The 17,480-nt window shown below is 34.3% G+C and carries 13 protein-coding genes; 10 read left to right on the top strand and 3 right to left on the bottom strand.

From position 1 onward, the window contains the following. Positions 1 to 867: 867 nt before the first annotated feature. The 3 genes from ACEWK1_RS24065 to ACEWK1_RS24055 form a co-directional block, all read right to left on the bottom strand. Positions 868 to 1,854, bottom strand: coding sequence for a hypothetical protein (locus ACEWK1_RS24065; RefSeq protein ID WP_098797062.1), 987 nt, complete (start codon positions 1,852 to 1,854; stop codon positions 868 to 870). 723 nt (positions 1,855 to 2,577) lie between these two features. Further along, a complete protein-coding gene (locus ACEWK1_RS24060; RefSeq protein ID WP_098797063.1) occupies positions 2,578 to 4,032 on the bottom strand; it encodes a hypothetical protein in 1,455 nt (484 codons plus the stop codon). Continuing rightward, positions 4,025 to 4,462: a hypothetical protein gene (locus tag ACEWK1_RS24055; RefSeq protein ID WP_098797064.1), complete on the bottom strand. Its 438-nt coding sequence runs from the start codon at positions 4,460 to 4,462 to the stop codon at positions 4,025 to 4,027. The genes ACEWK1_RS24060 and ACEWK1_RS24055 overlap by 8 nt, the downstream gene beginning before the upstream one ends. A gap of 1,129 nt (positions 4,463 to 5,591) precedes the next feature. Between ACEWK1_RS24055 and ACEWK1_RS24050 the strand changes: the two genes are divergently transcribed. The 10 genes from ACEWK1_RS24050 to ACEWK1_RS24005 all read left to right on the top strand — a co-directional run bounded on the left by ACEWK1_RS24050 (position 5,592) and on the right by ACEWK1_RS24005 (position 17,385). Further along, complete coding sequence (locus tag ACEWK1_RS24050) at positions 5,592 to 6,986, top strand: replication-relaxation family protein (protein ID WP_098797065.1); 1,395 nt, start codon at positions 5,592 to 5,594, stop codon at positions 6,984 to 6,986. After that, positions 6,983 to 9,832 carry a type IV secretory system conjugative DNA transfer family protein gene (locus ACEWK1_RS24045; RefSeq protein ID WP_098797066.1) on the top strand — a complete coding sequence of 950 codons (2,850 nt, stop codon included), beginning with the start codon at positions 6,983 to 6,985 and terminating at the stop codon, positions 9,830 to 9,832. Before ACEWK1_RS24050 ends, ACEWK1_RS24045 begins: the two co-directional genes overlap by 4 nt. A gap of 158 nt (positions 9,833 to 9,990) precedes the next feature. Beyond that, positions 9,991 to 10,860 carry a hypothetical protein gene (locus tag ACEWK1_RS24040; protein WP_098797067.1) on the top strand — a complete coding sequence of 290 codons (870 nt, stop codon included), beginning with the start codon at positions 9,991 to 9,993 and terminating at the stop codon, positions 10,858 to 10,860. A gap of 5 nt (positions 10,861 to 10,865) precedes the next feature. After that, positions 10,866 to 11,771 (top strand): hypothetical protein, encoded by a 906-nt coding sequence (locus tag ACEWK1_RS24035; RefSeq protein WP_098797068.1) that lies wholly within the window; start codon positions 10,866 to 10,868, stop codon positions 11,769 to 11,771. A gap of 169 nt (positions 11,772 to 11,940) precedes the next feature. Continuing rightward, positions 11,941 to 12,603 carry an SAF domain-containing protein gene (locus ACEWK1_RS24030; RefSeq protein ID WP_098797069.1) on the top strand — a complete coding sequence of 221 codons (663 nt, stop codon included), beginning with the start codon at positions 11,941 to 11,943 and terminating at the stop codon, positions 12,601 to 12,603. A gap of 10 nt (positions 12,604 to 12,613) precedes the next feature. Continuing rightward, positions 12,614 to 13,756, top strand: coding sequence for an AAA family ATPase (locus ACEWK1_RS24025; protein ID WP_098797070.1), 1,143 nt, complete (start codon positions 12,614 to 12,616; stop codon positions 13,754 to 13,756). Continuing rightward, a complete protein-coding gene (locus tag ACEWK1_RS24020) occupies positions 13,753 to 15,279 on the top strand; it encodes an ATPase, T2SS/T4P/T4SS family (RefSeq protein ID WP_098797071.1) in 1,527 nt (508 codons plus the stop codon). The genes ACEWK1_RS24025 and ACEWK1_RS24020 overlap by 4 nt, the downstream gene beginning before the upstream one ends. Continuing rightward, positions 15,276 to 16,223 (top strand): hypothetical protein, encoded by a 948-nt coding sequence (locus tag ACEWK1_RS24015; protein ID WP_098797072.1) that lies wholly within the window; start codon positions 15,276 to 15,278, stop codon positions 16,221 to 16,223. The genes ACEWK1_RS24020 and ACEWK1_RS24015 overlap by 4 nt, the downstream gene beginning before the upstream one ends. 13 nt (positions 16,224 to 16,236) lie before the next feature. Next, positions 16,237 to 17,136, top strand: a complete 900-nt coding sequence (locus tag ACEWK1_RS24010) for a hypothetical protein (protein ID WP_098797073.1) — start codon at positions 16,237 to 16,239, stop codon at positions 17,134 to 17,136. Between the two features lie 51 nt (positions 17,137 to 17,187). Then, positions 17,188 to 17,385 (top strand): hypothetical protein, encoded by a 198-nt coding sequence (locus ACEWK1_RS24005; protein WP_098797074.1) that lies wholly within the window; start codon positions 17,188 to 17,190, stop codon positions 17,383 to 17,385. Positions 17,386 to 17,480 lie beyond the last annotated feature (95 nt).

The raw sequence follows: 17,480 nt of genomic DNA, 5'->3' as shown, positions 1-17,480 counted from the left end.
CTGTCGTTAAATCTAGCTGTACATGCATTCTCTCCACCTCAAACTAAGTATGCATGTACATCACAAAACTGTACATTTTTATGTAATCATCTTTGTTCATTATTAAATTAGCATTTATACATATATCTGCATCATATAATTGAAACCACCTTCAGAAAAAAGCACTTCGTTTTGTGTTGCAAAATCGTCCAACCGTACAAGCCTCTTATGAAGTTCGTGTTCCTCAGACTGTAGATTTGTCGCTTACTTCCTTTAAATCTCACGTTGCCATGGACACCTTGTGTTAAGCTAACTGCTACTTCTGCCTTCACAGTTCGGGAATTACACCCTCTCACATGCCAGGCGCACAATAAAACATACAGAGAACAAAGGTAAGAGAATGTAAAATATATAAGTTCTAGATTGGTTAAAGTTAAACAATATACTACAAAAAGTAAGAAGGATTATGAAAAACAGCGATGTCATCTTCTTTTGTAGCTAATCGTTGAAATTTTGCCAAGTTTCTGTCACTCCACCAAAACTTCTAACCTCAATTTTCTTCTCATTCTTTTTATTGTTTCGTATACTATCAATTTATTTCATCTTCGAGAAAGTTCTTCAAGAACATATCAACTACATCTCTGTCGCAATATTCGCAGTGTTTCGCACTGTTTGGCACCGTTTTTCACTATTCATTGACTTGTTCTGATATTAGTAAAACAATTTATAAGCTTTATTATGCTTAGCTCTGATGAATTGTACGATGTTTTTGAGAGCAAAAACATTATTAAATTAACAAATATAAAAGACCAAATCGCTAAGTGATCTGGTCTTTAAATTGATATGCAATTATTCCTATTATTTCTCCACAAAAAAATGGATGGTAATTTAATTATCAAAATCTTTAGTGAGTTTTATTAAGAATTCCTCGGTCTTATTTTTAACAAACTCAGACCTATTTCCAAAAATTTTAGAAAATGCTCCTTGTTTATCCCATTCTTCTTCAGCCATTTGCTTTGCCCTAGACTGAATTCTATTCTTATTTACAAAATCATTAAACTTATTATCATTTTCTTCAAGTTTCTTTACTAATGTTTCATCAATTTCAGACTTTATGGTTTTGTTTTGCTGTTCTAATTTTGACTCTAATTCACTAATAAGTTGATCTTTAACTAATAAATTATCTTTATATTTCTCTTCTAATTCTTGTTGATAGGTTTCTCGATTTTTCTTTTCTTCGTTAATCTGTCTATTTAATTCCTCGATAGTTTCAGACTGCTCTTCTACCTTTTTTAAGAAATCTCCAGATTCTAAAAGCTTTTGGTTACTTTGCAGAAGGTTTGATATGTCCTCCTTTAACCTAGGCCTACCATCCTCTCCCCTTTCCATAAAAATGGACATTAGCATATTTGTCATTTGCATATATTGGCGGAGCTCTTGATTTTGATCTAAGGATGGTGCATAACTATTTGACATATTATTGTTTACAGGTGTTCCAATAATACCTACAGCCGATTGTAACCCTGTCATTTTTAGTTCATCTTTTAGTAACCAAACCATCTTTAACTTCACTATAGAAAGATAGTTTAGTCTTATATATCTCGATTGTGGAGCTTCATCTGGAAGTACATAGTCTTCTAGGTTATCTATGTAATGTTTTAAAGTGCTAGCAGCTATTCGTTTATTGGAGTCTAAAATCGCTCCTGCTTCCGCGATACTATACCATCGATGTAAGTCTTCTTGGAGTGCAGCGATAAATTTATTTTCAAACATTTCTTTTTTTAATGTTGGTCGATCTTTTATTTGTGTATAAAGAGGATCGTATTTTAGTTCATCTTCTAATCTTGGGACTAAATCATTTTCATCATATAACATGTTCTTGAACCTCCTTTCAGTCTTGCTAAGTGGCTTTTCTAATTAAAATAATAAGATACGATTCGATTCGAAAAGAAACGAAGGTGGAATATGTGAATATACTAGTTATTATAGCAAATACTGCGATAAATAAAAATGAAAATAGTTTAAATGTCGATACGAAATTTATTTTAGTTTAACTTCGTATAATTTCGTATAACTTAGTAGTGAGTGGTGCTTCTACTTTTCACGTAACTAGATGAACGAAAATTAAAGAAAAAATTCGTATAGCGTTCGAAAGTGTACGAAAAAAATCGTAACTCGTTTTGGAGGTGATTGAGTTGTGGTATATCCAAGTTTTTGTGTTAATAGTGAGTTTGGGAATGTATAGGGGGCTCCTAAAAAAGAAGTAGTGTATAAAGTATTGGAATAAGTTTGTATCACACAGTAAAAGTAATAAAAAACAGAAATTCTTAAACTTAAGAAAGGGAGGCGCTCTTTAAAAAATATTGTGATGATTTCAATAACAACTGATAACCTATGATGAAAATTCAACTCGCACTGATAAACAGATACAGATATTGATTAGTTTTGCAAGTTCTCTAATAAGTCATTGCACAATTTTGGACCTTTAGCTAAAAAATAAGTAGAGGTGGAGTCTTTAATAACTCCACCTCTATATGCTGTGCTGTGTTTATTTAATTGTTCTCATATGAACCCTTTGTTTAAAGGTGTTTTATATTATTAATCATCCAAATCATCAAAATTAAGGTTATCTATATCTACTTCATAATTATTCTTGTTTTCATTTTGATCTTTTTCTTTGGTAGAAGCTACTTCTTCAAGTCCAAATTCAGCAAGGTCAATATTGAAATCATCATCGTCATCTTCATCATTAATTGATTCGATAGAAGCAGATTGGTAAATAACAGCTTTTTGTCGCTCCTGAAATTCTTCGTATTCTTTTACTAATCCTTTAGCAAGACGGGCAGGGAGACCGTCTGTTTTATAGAATGTATACACTGTAGCAGAGTGATCATTTTTTTCTTCTAAGTAACCAGTGAAAACAGTTCCACTCAAAGAAAAGGTATTCTTTTCTGTTATCTCAACACGGGCATCATCAATGAATGATGATCCTAAAGATTTTTTTTCATCTAATACTGCTAACAAACCTATATGATGAACTTTTGCTGCTACCATATCACCGTTTTCGAGTACGTTAGTTAATTCTATAGGTTGATGAAAACAGCTTCCTTCCATTGAATCTAACAACATTTCTTTAACATCATGACCATTATTTATGTTAGTTATAGGTTTAGTTAATTTATTGATTACTAATGAACCAGTGTTTTCTAAAATAATTCTTCTGAAATCTTGAGAGTCAAAGGTTACGCTAGTTCCACCACCGGTAGTCGCTGTATTTAATTCGTGGAATACTTCGCTAAAGCGTTTGTTAGCATAATCACGATAATTCTCAACATTTCCACGTTCGTTTTCAGGTAATTTTTTAAACTCATCATAAAAGTGTTGATTATCCGCAAATTTAATAAATGCAATCCCTTTAGTTTTATCTTGACCGATTTTCCAAATCCGTTGGGCAAAGTCATTAACTTGTCTCAACGCATCGGGACCGTCAGCTCGAAGGGGGAGAGTAACAACTACTCCAACTTTAATAAACTTTTCCTCAGCTTTTTTTACTGCAATCTTCATGTATTTTTTGAGGTTTTCCTTAAATTCTTTAGGTTCAATTTCACTTTGTAGTTTAACCAGTTCTTTTTTTATTAAAGGTTTATTGTTAAAATCATAAAATTCTTCTAAAGCCTTAACGATTGTTGAAGTACCTGTACCGCCACCAAGTCCAGCGAAAAATAACACTAGATCATCTGTAGGTCTTACACGCTCTTGAATAAAACCTTTCAATCGATTTTTCACGTCTTCATTTTCTTCTAAAATGGAGATAGCCTTTTGAGGGTTTTTTCCTAGACCACCTAAGTTTAGTGATACACGATTTGATTCTGTTATGTATTTCAGACCTTTTAAATCACCATCATTACTATTTAAAGCTAAGCAGTTATATACACTGTTTCCATTTTCGTTTTTTATTGAAGCGAATTCGTCAGCTATTCTAGAGCCAGCTTGTCCAAATCCTACTACCGTCATGTTTATAGCAGGGGTATTTTTTGTGAATGTTTTAGCCATTGCTTATTTCAACTCCCTTTTTGTATTTATTTCTTTTAACTATCGCTTCTGTAATTTGCCAGCCACGACTTGTCATGAAGAGAAATTTATAAGGTTTTACCTCTTCATAGTAGAGTAGTGACATATCTAAGAGTTTATCTACAATTCTCTCTGCTGCTTTCCGATCTATATTTGTGGTAACTGGTTTATATATAAAAGATTTCCCTTTTGTTACTCTTTCTTTTCTCTCCACTTGTACGTTTGACACTATGTCATTGACTGTAACTCCATGAATTCTATCAACTGAGTCTTTCTGAGATTTAAGTGTACGACCTATGTGGATGAAGACTTTTCTGCTCACGGTATCACTTTCGATAATATCCGTAAACATTTCTATTAAATCAATGGGGAATATTGCATTTTGATGCTTTCTATATTGATCCTGGTTCATGCAATCTAGTCACCTCCTGTATATTCATAGTTTACTATATATTACCTTAATGTAGTGTCTGTATCAAGACTGTATAATAAGATACTATTTAAGTGAGGAGGAATGTCAGTGCTTTTTAACCGTTGATATATATACGTTTGTTTATGGTGTCTATAATAAGAGGTTATTTTATTTATTTGTTTTATTATCTATTTATATTTTCGTAATTTGATGTATTTAAAAGAGGAAAACTCTAGTTTTTAGTTTATTTTTAGTAAAAATGTATTGAGATTCATCTGAAAATCACGTTTTTAAAATTATATAGTGTCTGTATGTAGATACTATAAAAAACCTTTATAAAATAGTACTTCTGTCTATTAAAATGAAATTTAATGATATAGAAGTGTCTTATAATAGACACTTCTATAGGACACCAAAGCAATTTTCTGTATATAAACTAATAATTCTTTACATACCAAAACATTCGCATTCTTTCGACGTGTTTCTTTTTGAACTAGTCTTTAAACAATCGTTGTTGGATACCGCATCCTTAATGATTAGAATGCGGTTTTTGTGAATCAAGCTATGAATAATTGAATTCGCAGAATTAAAACAGAATATGAAACAGAATATGAAACATATAATTGTTACTTTATGAAGTAAGTAATGAATACTAGCTATGAATTACTTATATGAATCAGCTTACTAACTATAAGTATTAGCCCATTCATAAGCTGTAATTAATTTCATATTAAATTTCATAACCTGCATAATTGTAATTTTCATAATGTAAAATTCTTAATTAACAAGAGTTTTGAGTGCTTTTTCGCATTTGTTGGTATCATTTCGTATTGAATAGATTTTATTTAGCGGAAACCGGAGGTAACTATGTAACCCCGCTTAGAGCATTTCGTTGGCTCTTAATATCCAAACTTTGTTGAACTCATTGTAGTCTACTACTCTTGACGAAATTTTTCGTAGCATTTCGTAGTACGTCGTATTGCTTAGCGAGGAGTCTATTGACATCATATATTTATATCGTTTAACGTATAGCGTATAGCTAAATAATATAGGCGGAAGACGCAATGATTTGTTCTCGTATAGTTTCGAGGATTCTTCGTTGCGTCTTTTTTATTAGGGAGGAAGTTATATGCGACTGGGTGATGAACGGGTTCAGGTAAGTAAGAGCCCAAGTAGAAATAGATCTTATGACGCCGAAAGAGTACGAAGTATGATTCATTCTAACAAGGAGATTGATTATGTTATTCTCTTGTCACTCTATCAGCACAGGGCACTAACAGCCGATCAGTTATACCAAATCGGAAAATTCAATCTTCATATCAATTCGTTGAGAAACAGATTACGGACTTTAGCTGATCGAAAGGTGCTTTCTGTTAATTCAAGAGCTGGAATAAAAAGTGTTCCTGTTTTAGTTTATTCACTGTCTTTGTATGGGCTAAGGATCTTGATTGAAGACATACTCAAAGTGAAAGAATATGTGCCGCAGCTTGATGACTATAAAGAACATTACACGCTAGATGATTTAAAAGTCAGAGGGCAACATGAACATTTTTATGAAGTGCAAGATTGGTTAAGTCTGTACCTTTCTAGACAACCTGAAAGCTTCCATTGCGAGTGGAGAAGGTATCCAATTTTCGATGATGATGAAAAAATTTCTTATAGACCAGATTGGATGATCTTTGAAAAAACAGAGGAATGGGAGGAAGAGAAAAAAATAAATCCCACATCTAATCCGCTCCTTTACCCTTATTTTTTTAGAAGGACTACTTTTGATGAGCAATTCTTGAAACCTATGGTGAGTGTCGAGTGTGACAGAGGAACCATGTCTCGCACCGAATTGGTAGACAAATGGGAAGCCTACAAAAAAGAAGGAGAGGAAATGATCAGCAAGTCGTTAGTTATGTTCTATCCAAAACAGGTCAATGGCACAACACGTCACCGTAATATAAGAGAGACTATGATTTATTCTTTTGAAAGTGAACTAATTGACGAGAAAATCCACATCTTTCAAGGTGAAAAGGAATCTACTGCCCAAGCTGTGTCTCTGTTTGTAGAGCGGGAAGGAAATGTATTGTTGAATGAACCGATGACAGACAGAAATTCAATAAGAAGCCTAGTTGAAAACTATAGGGCGGTAAATAAGAAGGCTGCTTATTTAGAAGTTATCGATGAGGTGGTTGAAAAGTTAAGGCTCCCTTTAAAGCCGGATCATATAGTGTTGATTGAAGGGGAGGAAGATGAAATACAGATAATCTTTAATGGCATGACGAATTGGGTAAATCCTATAGGTAAGGTTAGAACTATTGAGAAATGGATTAAAGAGGGTGGACTATCTATATTTCAGCAAATAAAACTTATACTTCTGTATCCTGATAACGAATCCTTCAAGCGGGATATTACCTTTGTTAGTAAATATTTGCACTATGCTTCTTATAGTGAACTAAGTGAATTAGGTTATTGGGGGAAAGTTCATAGAGAGGAAAGGAAACATAATAAAGTACAGTGGCGGGAGGTATTGCTATGAATAAGTTAAAGCCCCTGCTACGTCAAATAAAAGAAAGTCCTAAGACGCCTGATGTCGTTTCGGTTCTCTTACATGTTACGTTATTCGTGTTCCTCTATTCGTTTTTATCAATGTTGATAGTGGTATTTAGTTTGAATCTTCATTGGGACAAAGGAATCGCAATTGAAAACTTCCCGTTAGGATTAGGGTATCCTTTGTACATTTCATTTTATATGACTCCGCAAACCGCTCCACTTTGGGTAGTTGGTGTAGTGGCGTTATTAGCATTTATAAACTGGATATTAGCAACAAGGGTAAAGAGGTTCAGTAAATCAGTACCGAGAAGGACATTTAGCTTTTGTTTGTCTTGGGGTACATTGGCTGTTGTTATCTTGTTTTATATTATTCGTGAAATTAAATTTATTGGATATGACGAGTTAGTTCAGATACATGAAACGATTGATCCAGCACATGCTGCTTATTTGCATAGAGGTGCTCTTGAATTTATTGGGTATCTATTGATGGTCACACCAATAGTTATTGTTGGTCTATATGCTAGTTACTTGTATGGCAATTACAAAGAAGATGCGAATTTGCAAGAATGGTTTCGTACTTATAGGTTTGAAAGAGGATGGATTGGTCGTTTTGGAGAGGATAAAGTTAATCGACTTCCTGACATACAACTAGCTAGAAATGCTGAAACGAATGCACCAGTTATTTTAGAAGGTGAATCCCGCCAAACGGGAACCTTACTAATAGGTCCTCCTGGTTCTGGTAAAACATCTATCAAAATTAAAACAGCATACAGGCAGGATTTAGGTCATATGCAGCGGATGATAAATGAGTTTCCTAAACTTGCAAAGAAATACGGGATAGGTTCAAAAGAGTTTGAAAGGAATATGGGTAATCATTTGATTGGTACAGTCATTATTGAACCAGCCAAAGACCTTTGTGATGATGCTTATGAATTAGCTTTAGAACATAATATTCCAAGAGAGTTTATCACCTATCTAGATCCAAGCAACCCTGATACTCCAGGATTCAATGCGATGATCGGTCCAACCGCTCAGGTAGTTGAAACCATAACAAGTGTGCTAGAAGCGATAGCTCAGACGAATAATGAGTTTTTCCGTCAAGCGGCACGAGCTGTTTTGAAACATTATGTTTACCTTCTAAAGTTTTACAAAGGCAATGAGGCTACAATTCCAATGCTTGATGATATGTATCAAGATCCAAGAATGGTTATGGATATGGTTGAATCCATTGAAAAGACGATACCTCCTGAAAATGTAGTAAAAGAAATGAAGCAAGATGATGTCATTCATTGGATGATAGTAAAAAAGATTGTTAAATGGTTTAAAAATGAAGGGCTACGAGTACAAAAAGATCGTGATGGTACGGTTGAAAAGTACCCAAGGGGACATGAGCATGAAGGGAAGGTAGTAGTAGAAGATTTGCAATTTGAGTTTACAAGGCAAACTCGAAATCTGTTGTCTGATATTACCAAGAACCCTTATCTTGCGAGAATTTTGCTTGCTAAGAATGAAGTTGACCTTGATCGATTAATGAGTAAAGGAGGCATCTTACTTGTTAATACCGATGATGGAAATTTACAAGATCTTAGTGATACGTTTGGGAAGCTGGTTTTACTATGCGTTCAGAATGCCATTTTTAGAAGAAGCGGTACAGAGAACACAAGACCAATCGTATCGTTCTATGCTGATGAATTCTATGATTATATGAATGAGAAGTTCTTAAAATTAACTGGTAAGGCTAGGAAGTATAAGTTTGCTCCTCTAGTAGCTTGTCAATCTCTTACACAGTTTGGTGTTAAATTTGGTAAGGAATTTACAGAAAGTATGTTAGGGACAATACGTAACACTATAGTTTATGGTGGTGTTTCGAAATATGATGCTGAACTGTTAAGCGTGTATCTAGGAAAAACAGTAGTTGAAGAAATACAGGTGAGAGAGAGCTACACTCCTGACAATATGGATAATCCTAGTTTTGGATATTCAGAGAGTACAGTAAGAACAGAAAAAGACCTTGCTTCTGTAGATGATATTATGTTCCAAGAGTTCCGCTATTCTTATATACGTATGGTACAAGAGAAATCTAGTAAACGAGCTATACGAGCGGAAGGTGATTTTGTAGATACGTCAGAAGCGGATAAGTGGAAGAAGTCTCTTGATTCAGAAGCGGTAAACTTCTTCATGGACTATTGGAAGAAAGAAGTGAATGTTTCTGAAGCATTAGTTATTCCAGAAGATGATGAACAAGAAGATTCGGCCAGTGTATTAAAAAAGGAACTATTATCTTTTGATAAAGAGCAAAAGGTTGTTAAAGAAGAGCATAACCGTTTTAAACATTCCCAACATAAAGGTCAAGAAATTACTGAGGAAAATTATGAAGTAGAAGATGTAAAAGAGGAATCACAACAAGAGGAAAAAGTAAATTATAGTGTAGGTAAAATTAACAGTAAGCCTGTTTCTTTAAATGATCAAGAACAGAAAGATAATTCAATCTTTGATGATGTACCTAAAGAGGATCTTGAATATCTCCAAGAAAAAAGGGAACATCAAACTCCTTCCGCTGACTTAAAAAGGCATACTGTCAGTTTTAGTCATGCATTTGGGCAAAAAACAAGGCAAAATGATGAAGGAAGTGTAGCTGTCTCTAAGAAAGCAGCTCCAGCGTCGTTCACTGCTATGATGAAAGAACAGAAGACTTCATCTCCATTAGAACAAGTTACTGTTGTGCAGGACGAAAAGTATGAACATGCTACACAAGAGCTAAAGAGTGTTGAATTAGGTAATGAAAGCATGGAATTACTTAAAAAGATTATGAGTAAAAAGAATGGAAATTAGTAGTTGCACAAATGGGATTTATGGTCTATTCTTACAGTAAGTTAAATAAATTATGTGAATCAAATATAGGAATTATAGGCGGAAGACGCATAGTTCCCTTGTTTTATTAAAACAGGGGGATTGTGCGTCTTTTTTTATTTCCATCAGGAGGTTGAAGTATGAACAAGATATTACTGGAAATGTTGAAGGAATCGAGAGAACGTAAATGGGTTCAATACGGAGAAGTGGAATCGATCAGAAAGGTATCGGTTGGGGGAAAAGAGGACGAGCTAATCGTTATCCTTTATCAAGGAGAGAAGGTCTATTGTAAAAGGGAAGATTTCATTGAACGTGATATAGCCAATCTAAATGGATTTATTCAAACGAGAGTACCTTTTATTGTTATGGAAGTAACAGATGAAGTAGTAAGTGTAAGTCGTATTGCTGCATTAAAACGAGTAGCACAAGAATTTACTGAAAGTGTAAAAATAGGTGATCGAGTACAAGGGACAGTAACAGGTGTGAGTGATAAAAATGTTGTTTACTTAGAGGTTCAAGGTTATCCATGTATTATTCCACCGGAAGAATGGGATATTCGTCGCTCTACTAATCTTAGAGAAACTGTACCTGTTGGAACAGTATTGGAAGTTGAGGTATTAACGATTTCCCGCTTAGAAAACGAAGGAGAGCAGAATCTACCGTATCGTATTAGGTTAAGCCGTAAAGCTTTAATTAAAAACGAGAAAGAAGCTATTTGGGAAAGTATAGAAGATCATTATAAAGTTGGTGATTATATTGGCTTTAAAATAACTGGTCAAGCCCCTGGATACAATTCATATTACTGTGAAACTGCTAGTGGTATAAATCTAATTGGTAATCTAAATAGAAGGTTAAGAGATCGTTATAACGATTACTTACCTCCTGGTGTTCAAGCAAAAGGGGAAATTCGTTTTTTAGATAAGAAAGGCAAACGAGGAAAAATTCTTATCAATCAAGTAGAAGCTAATTTTGCGAACTTATTAAATAAACGCAGCTTTGGCGCATTCTAGTCCTTATGAATGTTTGGAGAACAAAAGAAGGGAGTATCCCTTTACTTGACGATCCTTCTCTAAAAATCACCATGTTTCGTTGGTCTCGAAGGCCAGATATTCAGTTAGATATTATTCAGCAACGAATAGAAACTGGACAAATATCTGAATTGGATATAGATATAGCTGTTACATTAGCAAATGCTAAGGTTCTTACTGAAAAGCAGATCCGCTACTTATACCGGAATGTAGTTGATAAAGGTCATAAACTAGGTACTCGGTTACGTGTGCTGCAACAAAACGGTTGGTTAGAAGGATGGAAGCTTGAGAACGAGTCGAATGAAAGAGAGTATGTTTGGACAATTGGAGTAGCTGCTAAGAATTTTCTTGGTTATGCAATGGGTTTGCAAAACCTTCCTAATCCGCTTCATTTCGCTAGTTCTATAGGTGAGCAGTTACATTATCCTGCTATTAACGAGATCCGAATCAAGCTTTTGGAAAAAGGATTACTAAAGAAAGAACGATTTGAATTTTACCCTTTTATAGCACCAGAATTTGAACCTCCTCATGCGGTCTTTCAAATTGATACACCGCTAGGGAAAATGGAGTTCATTGTGGAACGGTTACAACAAAAAAGTAAGCCGCTACGATTTTTAAAACGAAAACTATCACAGTATAAATCGTATTTTGCTAAACATGAAAAGTTACCAACTGTCTATGATGATTCAACTCAGAGTATTCTTGTTTGGAGTATAGCAAGCGAGGAAGGAATTGATTCATTAGTTTCCTCTTACAGTAATTTTGAGCAAGAATTTATGCAACTGTTTTTAGTAGATGAGTATTTAGAAGATCTGAGAACTGGATGGAGATTAGCGAGACCGCTTGAAGGTAATCAATCAGAAATACAGATATTTGATATGGATTTCATGTGAGTAAGTAATTGGAGGACATTATCAATTATGCAAACAGTGATTTTCATCCTTTTATAGGTCCAATAAAAAGTTCTTCAATGTGCGTTGCAGACAGTTAACAAACAACTTTTAAAGAATAGGAGTCATCTTGTATTTTAGAAGTGCTAAATGATTAACCGGAGGATAAAGAATGAAAAAGAGAATTAATAAAAATCTCTTCCTTGGTATTTTCTTCTTCATATTGTTTATAGCAGCAATTGTTGTATCTGAAACGGGTGTTCTAGGAAAAATAAATACAGTTACAGTAGTAATGGCTAATACAAAGATTGAAAAAGATACGATACTTTCAGAAGAGAATGTTATTTTAGCGGAATATCCCCGCGAATTAATAACGGATGATATGTACAGACATATAAGTGATGTAGTTGGAAAAACTGCTGTTCAAACAATTCAACCAAGTGCATTTATAGATAGAGATTATCTAGACCAATCGTTATTAAAACCTACTAAGGATCATGAATTTTTCCCAATACCGAACAATTGGCTAGTTAAATTACAAGGAACTATTCGTAGATATGATCTAATTAATATTTCAGCCGTTTATGTAGGTACTGGTCAAGATACAGGAGCGGTATTACAACAAAATGTTAAAAATGAATATGTGTTAGAGAATGTTCCAGTAGCTTATGTGAAGGGTAGCAGAAACCAAGAAGTGTCAGGGCTAACTTCACAAAATGATCGATTAAATGGAAATCAGAATGCGGCACAGATTGAGCTTAGTTTAACTTTAGAAGACTTTAAGGTACTAGAAAAATTAACTAAAGAAGGTTATCAGTTTGTATTGAGTTATTAAGGAGGATTTTATGAAAGTTGCAATCTACCAACCTAGTGAATTGTTAAAACGAATTGCTCTTTTAACTAGTCAGTTTGATGATCCTGCTCTAGAAATACAGTCATTAGATGATTTAGGGAAAGAGCGTCGAGTTGAAGCTTTATTACTAGAAAGAGGGGATATGTCCGCTCATGATGTTTTATTACTTCGTGAGAAGTTTCCCCTGCTTAAAATTTTAATTATATATGATGAATATGATGAGTTTTTCAATAAGTCGTGTATCACTCATGATGTTCATAGTTTATCAAAGCAAATTGGCGAAAAAGAAATTCTTCGAATATTACAAGTGGAATGGTTCGGGTTAGAGGAAGCGACAGAGTTTCAAAATGTAGTTGCTATACACGGGACACATCGTCAGGTGGGTACAACACAAATTGCTCTTTCCATTGGAAATACGTTAGCTGAATTGAATTATAAAGTAGCTGTACTAGGGTTGAATCCTTATAATCCAGGTGAACTCCGTCCTTATAAGACTAAATATTCTTTGGATCAAGTATATGACTTATTAGAAGGTGGCGTTATTAAAAACGGTGACGATCTAAAGAAATATATGCTTGAAATCGGTAAATTACATTACTTGGTTGGCAATGCAGATTTTTATAAGAGCCCTCAATTTGAGAAGGAACCAATTGAGCATTTAATTGATGTAGCAAAATCGTATTTTGATGTTGTGGTACTCGATGTTGGTAGCTTTTATGATAGTTTTCTTGCAATTACAGCCTTGGAAAGATCAAATACTCATATCTTAGTAGCTACTCAAGAAAATCTATCAATTAATGAATATAACCGTTGGAAAAAGCAATTTTTAAGTAGATTTAGTTTCCATCCTAAAAATTCTTATATGGTAGTGAACAAATATGCTTCAAATGCAATTATTACACCAAAGCAGTTAGAACAAACTCATAATACTAATCTACTAGCTCAAATACCGTACTTTCCTGAAGCAGCGGATGCTGAGTATGAAGAAGGGATTCTATCAAGAGCTGGTTATAAAGCATATTTTAAAGTGATTGAAGGTTTAGCTAAATCGGTAGCAAATGATGTGATGAATTTTAAAGAAGACAAATCTAAATCGTTCTTTGGTCGTTTAAAGAAAGGACGTGCTAGGGCGTGAGTGAAGTTGAGTTTGTACCATTAGCCCGAAGAAGAGCATTAGACGTAAAACAATTCACAAAAGATGACAATAACCAAGTTTCGTTTAATAGAAGTGATGAGTTTTATGATGTTTGTAGAAAAGCAAAAGAATACTTGTATGAGGTATATGATCGCAAAGTTGATATGAAATCAAGAAATGAAACAGAAGAGGATTATGTCATGATCTATCATGAAGCTATGAGAGGGAGAACGGATGCAGTCAACCTCATAAAAAAACATATAGACTCTTTTATTTCTAATAACGGATTAAGGGAATGTCGTTTTCCTGAGTATTACCCGTCTTTACTTGATGGAATATTTGAAGAAGAGTTTGGCTGGGGTCCATTGTCAGCATTCAAAAACGAATTGGAATGTGAAGGGGCACAGGTATTAGGAACAAAGATTAAATTTAAACGTTCATGGGGTTATGAGCTGCTGCCGTTTCGTTTTTCTTCAGTAGAAAAGGTCCTTGAATTATGTGATAGATTTGCAAATATGCACGCAAACACAAATCTCAATAGCTATTCTAAGCCCGAGCTTGAAACATCAACAATCGATGGTATACGTGTATCTATCATGATTCCGAATAGAACATATAAAGATCCTGTTATTACGTTACGTCGTAAAACAATTAAGGATTATTCATTTGAGAACTTAGCAATCTATAGAACATTTCCATTTGAAGCAATTCCGCTCTTAAAAAGTTTATCGAAAATAAGAGTGAATGCAATCATAGCGGGTCCTCCGGGGTCTGGTAAAAGTACAATGCTACAAGCATTTATGAATGAAATGTTCTGCGAAAAAAGAAATGGAAAAATAATTCCTGAACCAGTTAATACGATATTCGCAGAATCACATCCGGAGTTTGATGTAGAAGAAATATTTCCAGATGCAAATGTCACTCATGTAATCGGTCGAGGTAAGGACTTTGAGGACAGCATTGGAGCAAGCGTCCTTCGTCATGATATTGTTCGTGTAATATTAGGAGAAATTCGGGAACACGAAGTAGGGTTATACAAAAGATCTGGAGTACAAGGAATAAAACAAGTTATTGGAACTCTTCATGACTTAGATCCAATCGACATCCCAGATATTTTGACGTCTCTATATCTCCAGTACTTTGACAATAATTCTACTCAAGCATCTGTGTACAACACGTTTGCTCGTAACTTACATTATTCCTTATCAATGGATGAGTTCTTACAATTTGATGATATTGGAGAGAGTGTATTAAACAAGAAGGCTTCTAGTATTCAATTGTATGACTTTAACAGTAATACAGGAGAACTATTAATGTATAAAATCATGGATTATAAGCATGAAGAGGACTCTTGGGTATTCTCGACTGAAATACCTGATCGATTCGAAAGGATTGCCTCGAAGTATCATAGGGCAGAGTTTGAAACATTTAAGACTGTGCTGGCTGAACTTGAAGAAAGATGGCCAATGGAGAAAGAAAACACAATTGAATCAAGTGGTAAGAAAGTAGAGGTATTATCGTGAGTGCATATCTTGAATATCTTATCCGCTACAGTAACTACATTATTGGTGGAATAGGTCTGATCCTCATCATCATGTCTCTAGGCTTCAGTCCAAAGAAAACAAGAGAGCGCTTTAGAGTTATGAGGGACCTAAAATACCAATCTTATTCAAGTCAATGGATGAAGTATGATTTCTTGCGGAGATATAACCATTTATTATCTGCATCATTGAAAAGCTATCGTTATGAGTACTTTGCAAAGTTCGTCATTGTGCAGCTATTAATCTTTCTAGGATTGCTGATATTTGGGTCATTCTTTATGCAGTCGATTTGGTATGGGCTGATTACATCATTAACATTTGTGTATGTTTTCCCAATTACGTTCTTTTATATGAAACACAAACAAGTACAAGGGCTGTTACAAAACGAAGTGATTGATTCGGTCATTACCTTATTACAGTCCTATCAGAGAAACCAACATAATATGTTATATGCTCTTAAGGACGTATCAGATTCATTAGAAGGTAAGACAAAAGCGGTGTATTCAAAGCTGTTCGCCAGAATGCATGATCGTGATGAAATTAAAATACTAGCAAGTGAAACATTTGCCTTTCAATTAGGTAGTTTACGAGGCAAGAATATTTCAACGACAATCTTAAAGGCTTGTAAAGATGGATTGATTGTTGAAACTCTTTTACAGGATTTAATTGTAGATATGACTGAACAAAATAAGGTGCTTAGGGACGCAGAATCAGAAGCTAGAGAAGCTGCAATTTTGGGGTATGCACCGCTACCATTAACTTTTTTATTCCTATATCTAAATGAAGCTTTTCTCATACCTGGTGGAAACTCTCTGAAATATCAATTTGGGACTCCACAGGGAATTCAATCATTCGTTATCTCGATTATTTTTGGGATAGTTGGTCTCGGTTTAGCCATTCTTGTGAAGAAGCCAAAGAAACAATAAGGGAGTGAACATAGTGGAGGAATTCATATTACATCTAAATATTGAGATGATCTACTTTATTACGATAGGCTTGCTCCTTTTATTGAGTTACTCCTTTATTGCTAAGAGTGGGTATGACGAGAGGCGTAAACGTAGATTTAGAGTTCAGAGTCTCTATCGATATCAAGATAAAGTACGAAATAGAATGCACAAGAAAGAGTATGATGACTATTTCAGAAGTAATGGCTTGCCAGCTTTTATTACTAGTGAACGTTTTAATACAGTACGTTTTCTTTTTCTTGGCATTTTAATTATAACTGTTCTGTTTGAAATGTTGTTTAATACCAGTCTTATGTCAATGACAAACTTGGTTGTTTTAGGAAGTATTCCAGTGCTTATGATACCTAAAAAGCCTTCACCATTCTACTACTTAGTAAAAATGGTACAAAAACGTTATAACAGAGAAAAGAATAATGAAATCTATCAATTCTATAACGAAATGAAAGCGGAGTTCCGCTCTAAAGGCGATAAAGTGGGTAACAGTTACCATATTATTATGGGGCTTTTACCGTATTACAAATATATTCGACCAGCTTTAGAGAAGATGCTTCCTCTTTTAGAGAAAAAGAGGTTTGAAGAAGCATGGACTTTATTCAAGGATGAAATAAATACCCCTGAAGCTAACAGCTTAAGTATTGTAATGCAAGAAATAGAATCAACAGGAGTAAGACAAGCTGGTGAGATTCTTGAACAAAAAAGAGTTGAGTTTGCTAACAGTATGTACAACAACTATAAAGAGTATTTATATCGGAGAAAAATTGTCATCTTTTCCTTAGCTCTTTTTGGAACAGTAGTAGTCATCATGAATGAAGTAACAGTATTTTTCTTGTGGTACAAAGATGTGATGAGTGTTGTTAATAATCTTGGACAATAAAAAAGTCCCGAGATTAATATAAATAAAATTTTAAGTTGGAGGTTTCAAGGAATGGAAAAATTATTAATTTTACTTATGGTTCTACTTTTTGCGGTAGGGATCACGAATTCTACAATCTTTGATGAGAATGGAATTCAGACAGATGCAGTTGAAATGAAAGATAACACACAAAACATTGTGAAAGATGCAAATGATTCAATGGAAACGTTTGGTGGTGCTACAACACCAACAACACCTGCTACACCATGATGAAATAAGCAATATAATTTGTTGAAGTAAAACTTACCCTTAAGGTGACTGATTTTATTAGTCGTTTTAAGGGTTTTAAATGGAGAGTGATAGAT

This window comes from Metabacillus sp. YM-086 (assembly GCF_048059995.1).
Classification (GTDB): Bacteria; Bacillota; Bacilli; order Bacillales; family Bacillaceae; genus Metabacillus; species Metabacillus litoralis_B.
The sequence above is the reverse complement of the archived record's forward strand: the minus strand, read 5'-3'. Positions and strand labels throughout refer to the sequence as shown.

Bases quoted from the DNA above. Each gene is read 5' to 3' on its own strand.
- ACEWK1_RS24005 (WP_098797074.1), top strand. From the start codon at position 17,188: ATGGAAAAATTATTAATTTTACTTATGGTTCTACTTTTTGCGGTAGGG.
- ACEWK1_RS24065 (WP_098797062.1), bottom strand. From the start codon at position 1,854: ATGTTATATGATGAAAATGATTTAGTCCCAAGATTAGAAGATGAACTA.
- ACEWK1_RS24035 (WP_098797068.1), top strand. From the start codon at position 10,866: ATGAATGTTTGGAGAACAAAAGAAGGGAGTATCCCTTTACTTGACGAT.
- ACEWK1_RS24055 (WP_098797064.1), bottom strand. From the start codon at position 4,462: ATGAACCAGGATCAATATAGAAAGCATCAAAATGCAATATTCCCCATT.
- ACEWK1_RS24050 (WP_098797065.1), top strand. From the start codon at position 5,592: ATGCGACTGGGTGATGAACGGGTTCAGGTAAGTAAGAGCCCAAGTAGA.
- ACEWK1_RS24060 (WP_098797063.1), bottom strand. From the start codon at position 4,032: ATGGCTAAAACATTCACAAAAAATACCCCTGCTATAAACATGACGGTA.
- ACEWK1_RS24045 (WP_098797066.1), top strand. From the start codon at position 6,983: ATGAATAAGTTAAAGCCCCTGCTACGTCAAATAAAAGAAAGTCCTAAG.
- ACEWK1_RS24030 (WP_098797069.1), top strand. From the start codon at position 11,941: ATGAAAAAGAGAATTAATAAAAATCTCTTCCTTGGTATTTTCTTCTTC.
- ACEWK1_RS24025 (WP_098797070.1), top strand. From the start codon at position 12,614: ATGAAAGTTGCAATCTACCAACCTAGTGAATTGTTAAAACGAATTGCT.
- ACEWK1_RS24040 (WP_098797067.1), top strand. From the start codon at position 9,991: ATGAACAAGATATTACTGGAAATGTTGAAGGAATCGAGAGAACGTAAA.